The organism is Microcoleus sp. Pol10D4 (genome assembly GCF_036701555.1).
Classification (GTDB): domain Bacteria; phylum Cyanobacteriota; class Cyanobacteriia; order Cyanobacteriales; family Microcoleaceae; genus Microcoleus.
On the sequence record NZ_JAUBRA010000016.1, the window covers coordinates 1 to 14,129 of the forward strand.

At 44.8% G+C, this 14,129-nt stretch carries 15 protein-coding genes and 1 pseudogene; 7 read left to right on the plus strand and 9 right to left on the minus strand.

What is annotated here, in order from left to right; all coding sequences use genetic code 11:
- Positions 1-800: 800 nt before the first annotated feature.
- The 7 genes from aroF to QUA36_RS10885 all read right to left on the minus strand — a co-directional run bounded on the left by aroF (position 801) and on the right by QUA36_RS10885 (position 7,074).
- A complete protein-coding gene (gene aroF, locus QUA36_RS10855) occupies positions 801-1,862 on the minus strand; it encodes a 3-deoxy-7-phosphoheptulonate synthase (protein WP_333457340.1) in 1,062 nt (353 codons plus the stop codon).
- A gap of 205 nt (positions 1,863-2,067) precedes the next feature.
- Positions 2,068-2,541, minus strand: a complete 474-nt coding sequence (locus tag QUA36_RS10860; protein WP_333230723.1) for a PAM68 family protein — start codon at positions 2,539-2,541, stop codon at positions 2,068-2,070.
- A gap of 95 nt (positions 2,542-2,636) precedes the next feature.
- Positions 2,637-2,906, minus strand: a complete 270-nt coding sequence (rpsO, locus tag QUA36_RS10865) for a 30S ribosomal protein S15 (protein ID WP_190742031.1) — start codon at positions 2,904-2,906, stop codon at positions 2,637-2,639.
- 150 nt (positions 2,907-3,056) lie between these two features.
- Complete coding sequence (gene ruvA / locus QUA36_RS10870) at positions 3,057-3,680, minus strand: Holliday junction branch migration protein RuvA (RefSeq protein ID WP_333163769.1); 624 nt, start codon at positions 3,678-3,680, stop codon at positions 3,057-3,059.
- Between the two features lie 93 nt (positions 3,681-3,773).
- Positions 3,774-4,109, minus strand: a complete 336-nt coding sequence (locus QUA36_RS10875; protein WP_333457342.1) for a type II toxin-antitoxin system RelE/ParE family toxin — start codon at positions 4,107-4,109, stop codon at positions 3,774-3,776.
- Positions 4,099-4,353, minus strand: coding sequence for a type II toxin-antitoxin system RelN family antitoxin (locus tag QUA36_RS10880; RefSeq protein WP_333163773.1), 255 nt, complete (start codon positions 4,351-4,353; stop codon positions 4,099-4,101). Before QUA36_RS10880 ends, QUA36_RS10875 begins: the two co-directional genes overlap by 11 nt.
- Before the next feature lie 72 nt (positions 4,354-4,425).
- Entirely contained in the window at positions 4,426-7,074 is a 2,649-nt protein-coding gene (locus tag QUA36_RS10885; RefSeq protein ID WP_333457439.1) for an AAA-like domain-containing protein, read from the minus strand.
- Between the two features lie 1,064 nt (positions 7,075-8,138).
- Between QUA36_RS10885 and QUA36_RS10890 the strand changes: the two genes are divergently transcribed.
- From QUA36_RS10890 to QUA36_RS10915, 6 genes and pseudogenes are all read left to right on the plus strand, one after another.
- Complete coding sequence (locus tag QUA36_RS10890; RefSeq protein ID WP_333058256.1) at positions 8,139-8,348, plus strand: hypothetical protein; 210 nt, start codon at positions 8,139-8,141, stop codon at positions 8,346-8,348.
- 276 nt (positions 8,349-8,624) lie between these two features.
- Positions 8,625-9,197, plus strand: a complete 573-nt coding sequence (locus QUA36_RS10895; protein WP_333058257.1) for a hypothetical protein — start codon at positions 8,625-8,627, stop codon at positions 9,195-9,197.
- A 236-nt stretch (positions 9,198-9,433) separates the two neighbouring features.
- The gene (locus QUA36_RS10900) at positions 9,434-10,150 is read left to right on the plus strand and encodes a GUN4 N-terminal ARM-like repeat domain-containing protein (RefSeq protein WP_333212649.1); all 717 of its coding nucleotides are present in this window, start codon (positions 9,434-9,436) and stop codon (positions 10,148-10,150) included.
- Between the two features lie 323 nt (positions 10,151-10,473).
- Positions 10,474-11,034 (plus strand): Uma2 family endonuclease, encoded by a 561-nt coding sequence (locus tag QUA36_RS10905; RefSeq protein WP_333457344.1) that lies wholly within the window; start codon positions 10,474-10,476, stop codon positions 11,032-11,034.
- Positions 11,035-11,256: 222 nt separating this feature from the next.
- A pseudogene (locus QUA36_RS10910) lies at positions 11,257-12,509 on the plus strand (IS4 family transposase).
- A gap of 70 nt (positions 12,510-12,579) precedes the next feature.
- On the plus strand, positions 12,580-12,822 hold the full coding sequence (locus QUA36_RS10915) for a hypothetical protein (protein ID WP_333457346.1): 243 nt from the start codon (positions 12,580-12,582) through the stop codon (positions 12,820-12,822).
- Here the strand turns inward: QUA36_RS10915 and QUA36_RS10920 are convergent.
- Complete coding sequence (locus tag QUA36_RS10920) at positions 12,819-12,989, minus strand: hypothetical protein (RefSeq protein WP_333457348.1); 171 nt, start codon at positions 12,987-12,989, stop codon at positions 12,819-12,821. The two genes, QUA36_RS10915 and QUA36_RS10920, sit on opposite strands and share 4 nt — an antisense overlap.
- Positions 12,990-13,117: 128 nt before the next feature.
- On the opposite strand from QUA36_RS10920, the gene QUA36_RS10925 reads away from it, so the two are divergent.
- Complete coding sequence (locus QUA36_RS10925; RefSeq protein ID WP_333457349.1) at positions 13,118-13,336, plus strand: hypothetical protein; 219 nt, start codon at positions 13,118-13,120, stop codon at positions 13,334-13,336.
- A 69-nt stretch (positions 13,337-13,405) separates the two neighbouring features.
- On the opposite strand, the gene QUA36_RS10930 is transcribed toward QUA36_RS10925, so the two are convergent.
- A complete protein-coding gene (locus QUA36_RS10930) occupies positions 13,406-14,125 on the minus strand; it encodes a DUF2786 domain-containing protein (protein WP_333457351.1) in 720 nt (239 codons plus the stop codon).
- Positions 14,126-14,129 lie beyond the last annotated feature (4 nt).

Sequence of the window (14,129 nt, forward strand, 5' to 3'; positions counted from 1 at the left end):
AATGAGTCTGGTAAAATGTTGGTATCATTATTTTTTGGATAGGCAAGCGTGTAACAATTATGCTGCCTATCTTTTTTTAGCACACATTGGCTCAATCCTCACCACCTCTCGGTTTCAGGCTGGTTGTCACCCCCCCAGGCGGGCTGCAACCCTTATTCGGTCTATCTCCTAGACCTCTTTGTCACCCCCCTCAGCATAATCTGCGCTTATATTTCACTCAAATTGAGGCAGAAAAAACTTATCCTTAAGTCGCCTTGAATCGATCGCTCTTGCTCTTGGGAAAGCGATCGATTATTCAGCAAACCCTAAATAAAGTCCAATTAAATGCAACGAGCCGGGTGGAGCTGACATTGATTTAATTATCCATAGTGGCTTAAAGTCAACCGAGAATAAGCCATTGGACTCTATAAAAATTGTCCGGACTATTGAGTTAATATGGGTTTCCCCCTGGGTTTAGGCTGTAAATTCCCCTCGATTTTTTGTTGCTTGACAAGTTTTTGAACTAAGATTTTACTGCAGGCAAATATTTCTGCTGTTTTTCTGATCGACAGCTTCTGCTCGCTTATGGGCTGCTACTATGAAAGGCTCGCAAATCTACTGAGTATGCTTTCATTGGTATATTATTTTTAGTCGATTCTATCGTACCTTATAACATCCGGAAGTGCTGTATATTGACTGTTAAGCGATCGCTGAAAATCTTATCAGATAGCGCGATCGCTTTTACTTTTGGTTGGTGATCGGATACGAGAATGAAACAGCCGTGCCGCGATCGCATTTTAGGTTAGGCTTTGCGCCTGTTTTTATGCCAAAACTGGCACGGGCTGCGGCCAACGTCCCATGACTTTACCAATCACGGCCAATTCTTCCATTAACTTGTCGAACTGATCCGGTGTTAAAGATTGCGGCCCGTCAGACAATGCTTTTTTCGGATTCGGGTGCACTTCAATCATCAGCGAATCAGTACCAGAGGCGATCGAAGCAAACGCCATTGACGGTACAAACTGCGCCCAACCAGTGCCGTGACTGGGGTCAACCATCACCGGTAAGTGAGTCAGAGTTCGCAATACTGGTACTGCCGACAAATCTAGGGTATTGCGTGTATATTGCCTGTCATACCCGCGAATTCCGCGCTCGCACAAAATCACGTTCGGATTGCCAGAAGCCATGATATACTCAGCAGCCATCAACCATTCTTCAATGGTGGCGGAGATGCCGCGCTTCAGCAAAATCGGTTTGTCTTGAGCTCCGACTTTCTTCAACAGTGAGAAATTCTGCATATTTCTCGCCCCGACTTGGATCACGTCGGCTACTTCTGCGATCGCACTTAAGTCCGCCGCATCCATAACTTCGGTGATAATTCCCAAACCGCTAGCTTCCCGGGCCGCCGCTAGCAATCCCAAAGCACTCTCGCCGTGGCCTTGGAAAGCATAGGGAGAAGTTCTCGGTTTGTACGCGCCACCACGGAGAAAATGAGCTCCAGCAGCTTTGACGCGCATTGCCGTTTCGACAATCATTTCTTCGTTTTCGACCGAGCAAGGGCCTGCTACGATCGCGATCGGGTGATGCAAGCCGATCATCACAGTTCCTAAAGGAGTAGCAACTTCTACTGTGCTGGCTTCTCCTTGGCGGTACTCCAGAGAAGCGCGTTTGTAGGGTTTTTCGACGCGCAGCACTTCTTCAATCCAGGTGCTCATTTCGCGCAGTTGCATAGGTTCGAGCTCGGCGGTGTCGCCTACCAAACCCATAACAACTTTGTAACGGCCGACGATTTTTTCGGGTACCAAACCCCAGTTAGTGCGGAGGTCTTCGTCTAGTCGATCGATCTCGGCTTCTGGAGTGCCGGCTTTCATTACAATAATCATATTTTTTTTGCCTTTTTAGTTGGGCTAGAAACGGATGATGACTCTGATGCACTGAGAAAAATAGATGCAATGGCGATCGAGAATCTATTTATATCAGTTTTATTAGCATTGTTGTGGGGCGAGTTCTTATTCACTCCCCAAAGACAAACTCTAGATGGTTAACAGCTTAGTTTTTAGCTAATGACTAATAACTAATGACTAATGACTAACTTTTTGGCTTCGCGGCGCGCCACGCTTCTCGCATCCGTCCAAAATTGGTATTAAATTCTTCCCACCCCAGAGTGCTTCCTGAAACTTCTTCATCCCAGGAAGCCGAGAGGACTCCGTAGCTTAATCCCAGAACGCCTAGACCAAAACAGCCCATGCTTACCAGCAATACTGCTGTGTTGGGCAGATCGAACAAGCCTTTGCTGACCACCAAATAGCTTACAAAAAATGTGCAAATTCCCAGGATTGTCGGTATGCCGCAGAATACCGCTATGCGGGATATCATGCGTTGGCTGACTACTTCTGGGATGGATTGCGACTGTTTTCCGGTTTTGTTAGCTTTCGGCTGCTTGTCGGCAGAATCCGACTCTAAGGCTAGGCTTGCTTGGGGTTCTGGGGGCTTTTTAGGCGTTTTTTTACGATTTGTTGCCGGTTCAAAGGGCAAGCGCTTGCGGGGTGGTTCGGAGGACATATTTTATCTCTAACCTGAAATCTCGAACATTTTTCAATAAGTCTTGGTGTTTGTCCAAGATTAAAGAATATTGTCGCAAATTTTGGCTGTGGTGTTTAGCCGCGAATGCCTAGACGGGCAATCAATGCTTTGTAGCGATCGACATTTTCCTTTTGGATGTATGCCAGCAGGCGCTTGCGGCGGCTGATCATCATCATCAAACCGCGCCGGGAGGCGAAGTCTTTTTGGTTGATTTTCAGGTGGGCGCTTAGTTTGGTGATGCGATCTGTCAGCATGGCGACTTGGACATCTGCTGAACCGGTATCGGTTTCATGGGTTTGGAAGTCGCCCATGATTTCTTGTTTGCGCTGTTGTGTAAGAGCCATGAATTGATTTTAGTTTTTTTTGTACGATTGTCACAATCTCCAATGTTATCACAGGGGAAGCATAAAAACGATAAAATTTTTGCCAAGGATAGGTTTGTTGGGCCGGCCGAATTTTGGTTTTTATTCCCGGTTTCGGGATGTGGTAGGCGATTATCGGCTCAAATAGGCGATCGCCTCACGTATCCAATCATCCGCATTACCTTTGGCGGACAAAGTGCTGTCTTGACTGAGGGTTTGCAGCGCTTGCAAGACTTCCGCCCCAGTGTATCCCATCGCCAGCAGGATCATCTCGACTTCTTCTTGAATAGCTGGGGGGACTCCGGCGGCGACTGAAGTTGTCAAACCTGCTTGCTGTCGCCATTCCGAAAGTTTGCTTTTGAGTTCCAGGGCGAGACGTTCTGCGGTTTTTGTACCCACGCCTGGGGTTTTGGATAAAATGCGGGTGTTACCGCCGACGATCGCCTGGACTAAATCTTGCAATCCTAAAGTATCGAGAAGTGCGATCGCCAGTTGAGCACCCACACCGCTAACACTCGTCAACTGCCGAAACAAATCGCGTTCTGCCGCGCTGCCAAAACCGTACAATACGATTTGGTCTTCCTTAACTTGCTGGTGGGTAAAAATTTGGGCGACTTCGCCGGATGCTGGCAATTGACCGGTCACGCGGGGCAAAATTTGGATTTCATAGCCGATTTGATTGACTTCGAGAGTCAATATGACGCGGTTGCTGCCTTTGGCGATATCGGCTACTGTGCCTTTGAGATAGCTAATCATAGAGTTAATAATACACCGCTATTGGCTTTCATCAAAGTCGGCAATGATGCTGCGGATTTCGTTGAGATTGATATCTGCGCGATTCCCTACCCTTCACCGAACCCCTGCGGGAAGATAGCTTCGGTTCACGGATTTTGAGTAAATGGTTAACAAAGGTACGCTAACGGGCGATTCAATCTGATAAATCATGCGATCCCCTGCACTTTTCCCTTTTTGGATGTTGCTGTTTTTCACTCGGACTTTTAAGATGATATAATCTTCGCCGATTCCGGGAATGCGATCGCCAATAAAATTGCCAGCCTGTATTTGTTCAATTACGGGCTGAGTATCTAGCCGGATTTGTCGATACTTTTTGGATAATTCACGCAAATTTCGCTTATACTCAGGCGTTAAATCGATTTGAACTAGATGATCTGGTTCATTCGACATCGATGCCCTCCCACATTTGAGAAAGAGGTATTCGCTGTCGGGTTTTAGCTTCCTGGAATGCCCTTTTGAGACTAGCTTTCACTTCTGCCACTGGAGTATCGTCGGGGTCGTCTTCACCTTCATCTGTAGATTCCTGAAAGAGGACGATAATTCGCACGGGGCCCGGAGTGTCTAGTGTTAAAGGTCGATCGAGAATTAATTGACCTTTTTCGTCGATCGTTCCTGTGACTTCAAAGGCTTTCATTTGTTTCTCCGGGATTTTTTTAAATTAATAATATTATATAACCCTGTTAGAGTTCGAGCGATTTTGTTATTCTCAAGTCAAAATAAGATGCTCTTTAACCAAAGACAAATCCGTCTTACCAAAATTCACAACCAAAGCCACATTGAAATTTTCCAACGATTTGACAAACCACATAATTTCATTAGAAGCTTTACCTTCATAGTGATTGAACAAAATAGAAAATCGCTTTTCCAACTCTGGTTTGACTTTGCCCGAAAGCAGTACAAGTTTCATGAGTAAACCCATTGTCCTGCTGGCGCCGAGGTTGTACACCAAATCGTAAAAAACGTAGTGGCTGGGATGTTGAGAATTTTCCACTACTAAGAAGTTGAACAACTGGTGGCAAGTACGAACTAACAATGGATTATTGAATTTCACCGAGTCATTTTCTCGCAATGTATTTTTGATTTGTTTGTACAAACGGTCATTAAATTGACGCCCCCCGTATTCTGGTTCTACCGACGATATTAAATATTCATATAAATCCACTTTAAATGAGGCGTAAGATGGAGTTTTTCTGGAATCTCTCAGGAAAAATTGAGCCGCTTCTTTGTAGCTGCGATCGCCTGCTACTTTTCCGGCAAATTCCCTGACCGCTAAGTGCAGTTCTGCATCGTTCAAAAGTGTGGGATTAGCCGCTCGCTGTACAATTCCTATTTCTGTATTTCTCGGCTCAACCATATAATTCAAATATTTAGACAAATGTGTTTCAAATTGTCGCTGTCTTTGAAATGCCAGTTTTTGGATGGTTTGTTGGTCTTCCTCAATGCTGTCCTTGCTCAGTAGAGAATAGCCGTACAAATAAGGATACCGACATATCAATTCGCCCAAAGGAAAATCTGTATCTTGTTGCTGCTGTTCCGCATCTCTATCTAAGGCTTTTACTAAGCGCTCTATAGTCTGGAATTCTTCACTTTTATTAAAAAATTTTATTTGTTCTTGTAAGCGCTTGACTATGTAAAATTCCATCCCGAATCGGGGAGAAGTCTGCTTAAATAAAGATACCAACTTGGCGATCGCGAACTGATTTTGTGATTGCAATTGCCAGCGGTTGATGGGGATGTAGCAGCAGCGGTGGAGCAGATATTTAAAGTCCTGATCCGATCGCTTGACGGAGACTATACTATACAAAGTTGCTTCAATCTCTCGATCGGGATAGCCCATGCCGTCGATAAATAGCTTTCGGAACCGCTCGATCACCTGTGCGGGGGATTCTGTTTCCACGCAGGAGACGATGTGATCGTACAATCTCTGTTCGTTGCTGCCAGTTGGAATACTATCTGAGGGCGGGGTGAGGATGGGGCTGTCTGCATCTGTGTCTATGCTGCTGTCTGCAACTTGTGCGACAACGACTGTGGGTTTTTCCCCAAAAGTTCGATCGGGATTCAAGAACCAATAGTGTTCTTGGCTTAATTGTTTGTCCTCCGCCCAATCCAAAGCTGACTGCAAACTTTCCCCTGTCAATAACAGTGATTCATCTTCGCGGTCTGAAGCCAGCCATGCTGCTAGGGCCAAGCGGTAAGGAGCCAATTTTCCCAGCTCTTTTTCCACCCAGAACTGATTAAAAACTGACTGATAAATTAGGTTGGAAACTATTAATTTACCCTCAAATTTAACAACCAGTCCTGACAGTTGCAATTCGAGTTTTTCGGGAGAGTAATCTGCTGGTACTCCCTGGGATTCTCCCGGTTTTGTTGCCTTGGGCGGTTGCAAAGCTTGCTGGTACAGCGTTAACAGCCGCGTGAGGTCGCAGTGGTTATGGAAAATGCGATCGCGTATAGGTATCAAATGTTGGGGTTCGTCTTCTTCTTCCCAATTTTTAATAATTCTGTGTTTGACCAGTTTTTCAACCTGCTGAGCTTCCGAATTTCTGCCAATAAAAGGCCCGTATTCAAGTACCAAGTGGCAAACTTTTTGAGTTAGAAACGGTTGCCCGCCCGTCCAAGCTAATATTTCTTGGAGGACTTTTTGGGGGCGAAAAGCTTTCAGGGCTAATCCTTTTGCTAGCGGCAAACTTTCCTGCAGTTGGAATCGACTTAAATGAATTTGCCGTCCAACATTAAAAGGGTTGCATCTTGGATCTCGGATCAATTCTGAGGGGGCTGCTACTCCCATAACAGCAAAAGTCAGGCGATCGTATTCCGGTTGCTCTGCCCGCTTGGAGTAACAAGCCCGGATCAAAGCAAAAAAATCCTTGGTACTAAAATTTAGGCGGCTGATGCTGTCAATGTCATCTAGAAAAATTACCAGATTTTGCTGAAGTGACTTGAGCAAAACTTTTTCGATAAATATCTCCAATCGCTGCACCGGCGGCAGCAGTTCGCGATCGTTCCACCACTTGATGGCATCAAACCTGTTTGTGATGTGTAAACTGCTTGCCATGCGGTACATGATTCCGCCATACCACTTTTGGGGGGAGATATCTGGGCTGCTGATGCTTCTCAAGTTGATGGCGGCAAAAACTGTACCTTCGGCTTGCAACCTTTTGGCCGTTTGCACTAGCAGGCTGGACTTTCCCATTTGTGGCGAACTCAACACGTAGCAGAAGTCTCCGGCTTTGAGTCCTTCGTAGAGCTCGCTGTCTGCCGATCGCCTGACATAGGTGGGCGCACCGGCAGGCAAATAGCCTCCAACTTGATATTGGTACGTTGAGTTGACGGATGCTGTCATCTGGGAATTCATCAAGATTTTACGCCCCTATGCTGTGCGATCGAAAGGTTACAAATTGGAGTTATGGCCCGCTGATACCATTTTAGATTTTAGATTTTAGATTTTAGATTGGGCAATGACTTATTCAATAAGGGTTTGGAGTTTGCCTGTTGCATTTGGATTGTTTTTTTTTTATCGGCCTTACTATGGTGGAAAATTTTTTGTTCTTCTTTCTCTATTGTCTACTAGGTCAGCTTTCTTCTCGTCAATCTTTACCGTATCTTTGCAAGCGTTCGCCCCAAATCCTATGATCGGCGCAATTGTACCCCGCCACTTGATTTTTTACACTCGTTCACATAATTGATGAATTTTGACTCGATCGGATTGAAAACGCTAAAACGCCGTTTTTTTCACATTTTTTTTACAATAATACTTTAAAATTAACCCGGTGGTATGATGTTGGCAGGGAAACTCATAACCACAGCGCCGTCAACCTTCTGCCTTCAGTTGCGCTTGCCGAATGCTGGAGGAAAAGACAGAGCAATGGCTGCCAATAAAAAACCCCAGCGTTTGGCTGAGGACTGCTTGAGTGGGAGATATCGTTAATCTGCGTTTTTTTAGTTGACTTAGATTGCATGGAATTCCATGCTGCTGACTTTCCCCGGGCTTTCGCGTTCGGGGATTCCTAAGAACAAACTTTTCAGGATGCCTCCACAAAAAGTTTAATTCTTAAAGGCGTGGTCAGAAACTGGCTAACCACTCGCTCAACTCTAAAAGTTAAGTCTGTGGCTAATTGTAGAAGATGCGCCCTGATGGCTTAACTACCCGATGGATTAGCACCCTGATGGCATAACTCCCTGATGGATCGACGCCCTGATGGCTTTCGCTCCACTACCCAAAAGATTCGGGTTGGTGGATGATCGTGGACATTAGTAACACGTCACTTCTGGCGTTTCCGATCGCAAGCGGGTGTGCCTGTCTGAATTGATTATGGCAGGCAGATTTATCAGAAGACAAGTGGGCTATTGCATCAACCCATTTCTGACAGATCGGGTGAGCCAAAAAGTGTCAATCTACGCAAATCAGGGTCATCGAACATGAAAAACAGCATCTTAGTATTAGGGGTAATTGCCTCGGCTGGCTTCGGCTTTTTCCAGGCAGGCAGCGCCAGCGCTTCAGCGATCGCCACACAACCTTCATCAGCCAGTAGTTTGACGGCTTGGGAGAGTCGTCCTGACTTTAACTACACTGGAACGAATGAGGATGGGGACCAAGAAGAGGTAAAAACGGGTAAAGGCAGGAAATAATAATTGGCGCCCGGAGTGTGGTTCGCTCTGATGCGGTTGTGGTTGTAGTTGTGGTGCTTGTTGTCCCAACCGCCTCTGATCGAGGTAGTTAAAACTCGATCCCAAGATCAGTCTACCTAATCCCAGGGGTGGTAATCAGTTTCAGAGAACGGTGGATGGGAAAATAAACAGGTAAGGCGAGTCTGTTGGTGGAGTTTCCCCGCCTATCAACTTCCTTACCTTCTGATGTTCGGGATTTGGATCTGGCACAATCGTATTTCATCTCGTAAAAACCCAATGGAAAATACTCTCGAAACTACCCGCAGACAGCGCGTATTGACAAGAACCCAGGAACGGCGTCAGGCGACACCCAAAGAAAAACAGTTGATTCACCTGCTAGCCAATATGGCTTGCAGCTTGATTAAATACGACTACAAACACGCAGCGGGCAAGGGTACTCTCCCGCCTTCGGAAAGCAAGCGTTTAGCGGAATGGCACTACCTGCGAGTTCAGCAAATTCGCCGGATAGAACGTTCATTGGAGCCCGTAGCAACCCTTAAGCGCGTGTACTACAAGAGCATCCTCAGTCCGAGGGATCTGAAGTCTTTGAAACTGCTGTGGCTGGAGGAGGACAAAAACCGTGTCAAACGGGTCGATCCTGACTTGGACGACATCCTCAGCGAAGCTTTGGATCGGGGAGATACTTTAAAACAGCTATTTCACTCGATCGAAGTCAAAGAACGCACCTTTTCTGCAACTCCTAGCCCAGGCGCCGTGCCGCTTTGGGTCAAAGAGTGGGAAGACTCGGAATATGACATAAACTTTTTTCCGCCTTCCTTCCCTGCATGGGTTTCAATCGTGGACGACTAGGTTCAAAAAAAACTCTTTGGTATGGCATCGATCGTAAATTTCAGATGGTAGACTTATTTGCGATTGCTGACATTGGCGAAAAGTGTGCGATCGGGCGATCGGCTAAACCAGGCGGTGTGGCGCGCAGGCATCCGAGTACAGAGAAGTGAATCGGAGTCAGTACCATTGTACAATGGGGGAAAACCAGGGCTTCAGCTAATAGCTGATAGCTGATAGCTGATAGCTGATAGTTTCTCATGACTGACTCGATTTCTACTTCTCCTCTAGACTCGGCGGCCGATACAGCCGAACTCCGCTCTCAGTTGAGGTCGGGTTCGGAAAAAGCTCAACTGCAACTGCTGCAACAACAAATAGCAGATTCCGGTTGGGATGTATTGATGGAATTTTTATTAGAGCGCAAGTCAGAGGCACCGACTGCGGTAATGGGTAAGGCTTACCAAATTCTTTACAGTGCTAATTCTCCGAGAGCGACGGAGTTTTTGCAAGCGAATTTTCCGACTGGGGTTGTGCCGCTGCGATCGGACTCTAACATTGATTACACTCCGCTGCAACAATTATTGGCGTTACAGGAATTTCAAGAAGCCGATCGCTTGACTTTAGACAAGCTTTGTGAATTGGCTGGTGAAACAGCTTCTGTGAGAAAGTGGCTGTATTTTACGCAAGTTGAGAGCTTGCCGGTAACGGATTTGCAAACAATTAATACGCTGTGGAAAGTTCATTCCGAAGGCAAATTCGGCTTTTCGGTGCAGCGGGAAATTTGGCTGAGTTCGGGCAAGAATTGGGATAAATTGTGGCCGCTAATTGGCTGGAAGAAGGGGAATAATTGGACGCGATACCCGCAAGAGTTTATTTGGGATTTGAGCGCGCCTAGGGGTCATTTGCCGCTGTCGAATCAGTTGCGGGGAGTGCAGCCGTTTGCAGCTTTGATGGCTCATCCTGCTTGGTTGAAGTGAATGGTTTTGGGGCTTTTGGAGAATGCGGGGCGGGCTGGATAGCCGGCCCCGCTATGGTTTTTGGGGAATTGGGATTTTGATTTCTGAGGCGCAGAAATTCACAGAAATTCACAGGCGGGATGCCTGTTCCACTTTTGGCGTAGAGGGAGAAGGGCGATCGTACTTCTAGGAATGTTGGGAAATTTTGTATAGCCTTTCTTAAAAAGATGAGGTACCCGAGATTCCCTGAATAGCGGGACTTTCAAGCCTTATTACATACCTCATCTATCTGAGAAAGGCTATATAATTGATATTTGAATTAATTAGCGAGAGGGCTGGGAGTCATGGTAGGCATCGGAACCAAACTCACTTTAGAAGAATTTCTAGCTTTGCCCGACGGAGATATATATTGTGAGTTTATAGATGGTGAAGCAGTCCCTAAAGTGTCTCCAAAATTTTTTCATTCCAGTTTACAGGGAGCTTTGTGTCGCCTGATTCGTGTATGGTGTAAAGGATGCGGGCGAGTGCTTCCAGAATGGGCAATTTTGTTAAAACGTCAGGATAAAGATTGGGTACCTGTTCCCGATTTAACGTACATTTCTTATGAACGTCTGCCGAAAAGTTGGCGGCGAAATGAAGCTTGTCCCGCAATTCCTGAACTGGTGATTGAGATTATATCGCCGGATCAAAGTATGAAGGAATTTGAAGAGAAGGCGAAAGATTATTTGGCTGCGGGCGTTCCGCGAGTTTGGGTGATTGATCCAGAGGCTATTTTAATTAGAAGTTTTTTGACGGGTGGTTCTAGTCAAGTTTATACGGATAATACACCGATTGTGGATGAGTTGCTGCCTGGTTTGGAGTTGACGACTAGACAGATTTTTGAAGAAGCGGAATTGATTGATTGAGGGCATTTGTGACAAGTTAAGAAAAAGTGCAAATTGTCAAGGGGGTAGACAAAAAAAGGTAAAATAGAATGTAACCTTTACCGGGCAAGCATTTGAGCCATAATTGAACCTGTTATGAGTCGCAAAAAACGAATCAACCGAGATCATGCAAAGAAAAAAAATCTTCCCCAAGTAGAAAATTAAGTAATCGCAAATCACCTGGAAGATTTATTAATTCCGGCAATGGCGGCCCAAAAAAGTTTTTATCGGCAACTAAATCTAAGAGATAGAATTCTGACACTACCATTAATGATGGCAGCAATATTAAGTTTATTATGGCGAGACGTAGCAGGAGTAACAGAATTAACCAGATTATTAAATAGAGAGGGATTTTTATGGTGTGACCCGTCTGCAATTAGTCAACAAGCATTATCACAAAGATTTTTAACTTTTCCCGCAGTTTTATTTGAAAAAGTATTTAAAGAATTACTGCCTCATTTTCGTCGGGAATGGTTGATGAGAAAATCGAGACCATTACCAGAGAGCGTACAATTTGCCTTAAAAAGCTTTGATAATATCTGGATAGCTGACGGCTCAACATTAGAAGCATTATTTAAGAAGCTACAAAGTTTATCAGATGTTCCAATTGGTCAATTAGCCGGAAAAATGGGAGTAATCATAGACCTAGTAACTCATCTTCCGAAGAAATTTGGTTTGGGGAAAATCCGAAACAAGCAGATACTAATTGGGAGGAAGATTTACTAAAAACAGTTAAGCCTAAAACCTTACTATTATTGGATAGAGGCTTCTATCACTTCGCTTTTTGGTCAAAACTAATCGAGCAAGAAATTGGATTTATCACTCGAATTAAAAAAAGTGCATCTTATCAAATCGAGCGGGTATTAACCAATACTTATGATGTCAAAGACCAGATAATTAAAATAGGTGCAGGCACAAAACAGACACCAGCTTTGACTATAAGATTAGTACAAATTCGCTCCAAGACTTCCTGGCGCTCTTATCTAACAAGTGTCCGAGAACCCGAAGTATTGCCCCCCTATGTAGTAGCAGATTTATATCAAAGACGCTGGCGAATAGAAGAGGCATTTTGTACAGTAAAAAGATTATTAAATCTCAGCTATTTATGGACAGGTTCATTAAACGGAATCAAGCTTCAAATCTGGGCTACTTGGCTATTTTATGCGGTTTTAGTAGATTTAGGAGATGCCGTTGCGGATGAATTAGGAGTGCCAATTGAACCTGTTTCATTAGAAATGATTTATCGGGGGATGTATCATTTTTCTGTGGCATATCAAAAAGGATTAGCTTCTGACCTAGTTAAGTATTTTGCCTCCGATAAAAATCAAGATTTAGGGATTGTTAAGCGACGACGAAAACCTCATGTCAGGCTAATTATTTCTCCTTTCCCTGGAACTCAAAGAAGTCCCGAACAATTTTTTTTCAATAATAAAGGAACAAATGGAGTCATATTTTAATTGGGTCAACAGGTAAAAGATGAGTAAAATTACTCAGTGACAATAGTGCTTTTAGCTTAACTTGTGAGTAATGGGTGACGATAGGGGTTTGTATCAACTCCTGTCAGGGTGGCTCCACAATTACTGCATTCTTCTGGATGATGCTCGATTACTTGGCTACATTCTTCTATTGGGTATAAGTCCCGGCTCTTTCCTTGATGACCAGGCTGCCCCCCTCGCTTTTTACCGCTTTTTGTCTTTGGCGGCTTTTTTCCAAATCCCGGTGGGTCGCAAGATGGTGGTGATGATGATGAGTTTTCTGATGTCCGATTAATTTTTTTGGTGGAGCTGTTCTTGAACTGTCAGGACTTCGGTTAGTTTCTTTTCCTGCTGTTCTATTTGCTGCGCCATTGCCTCCACCAGTTTTTTGACACTGGTTGGAGTCTTTCCCCAATCTTCTGGGGGTATCTGCTCTAAGTGGTTGACGCGCTTTTCTTCCATGTCACTTAATTTATCAGATTTTCTCCCCTTTTTAGGCTATTTCTCTTCTACCCCCCCTGAACGGTTACGATAAAAATTCCGCCAAAACAGCTTTAGCGATACCGGATGAACAGTTATTTTATGAAAATTTGAGGCCGAAGTCTCATTTTTATGCGCTTTGCACTCAACTGGAATTAATGCTCGATCCGCAGCAGCGTCAAGAGTACGAAGATTATATCCTTGAGCAAGGGGAAATAGCGGGTCATAAAAGTTTAGTATCGTCGAACTTGGAAAAAGCCTCGAATTTGGCTGTTGCTAATCTTTTTTACTATTTCAAAGTCCGAGATAAGTCGGAAGAATCGGAATAATCAGACCTAACTTGTTATTTGCTTTAAGTTTATCCCTGTTTTGATTATCCATCAATTACTATCGAGAATTCAAAGACATTCATTAAGTTGTTTCATATCCCCTTGCGGCTGCACTTGCTTGTGCAAACTAATTTTGTCGCCCACTTCATATCCCGAATTAAAACCCGCCGCGCTGCTGACTTGAGAATCTGTTCTCGTTCTAATTTTAACCCCTCGGCCCTCTAGATAATCCGCGATCGCCCGTTGATTTTTCTCAAACATCGATCGCACTACAATCCCTGGAGTCGCCGCCGCATCCCCCGAACCCGGAATCCCCGACTTTTCCATCTCCTGTTTTTGTTCCAACAATCTTTGTCTCAACCTCGTCGCGCATCCAACCCGAAAAGCATTCAGATACGCCAACCCCCTGCCGTTTCCTTTGCGGTATTTAGCCCTTTTTTCAATCGCCGAACTCAAATACTCGTACAGATGTTTGCAAACAATCAGGTTTGTAGAAGTTCCCACCAAAAACATACTGCCATTATAAGTGTTTCGCATGGCATTACAACCGTTAGCGTCGGCAATTCCTGAAAGCAGCATCATTTTCCAAGTGACAAATTTCGATGTTGTTTCAACTGAGTCTTCGTCAATCTCTTCTTGGTGATTTGGCCCTAAATCGGCGAGGCTGAGATTGTACTGTGCCAGTAAAACGGAAGCTTTTTCTGCCGCAGCAGTCGATTCGTTTTCATTGGATGAGGTGGCGAGGGCTAACAGCTTTTTGATTCTTTCAATAATACTTGTGTCTGGCATTTTT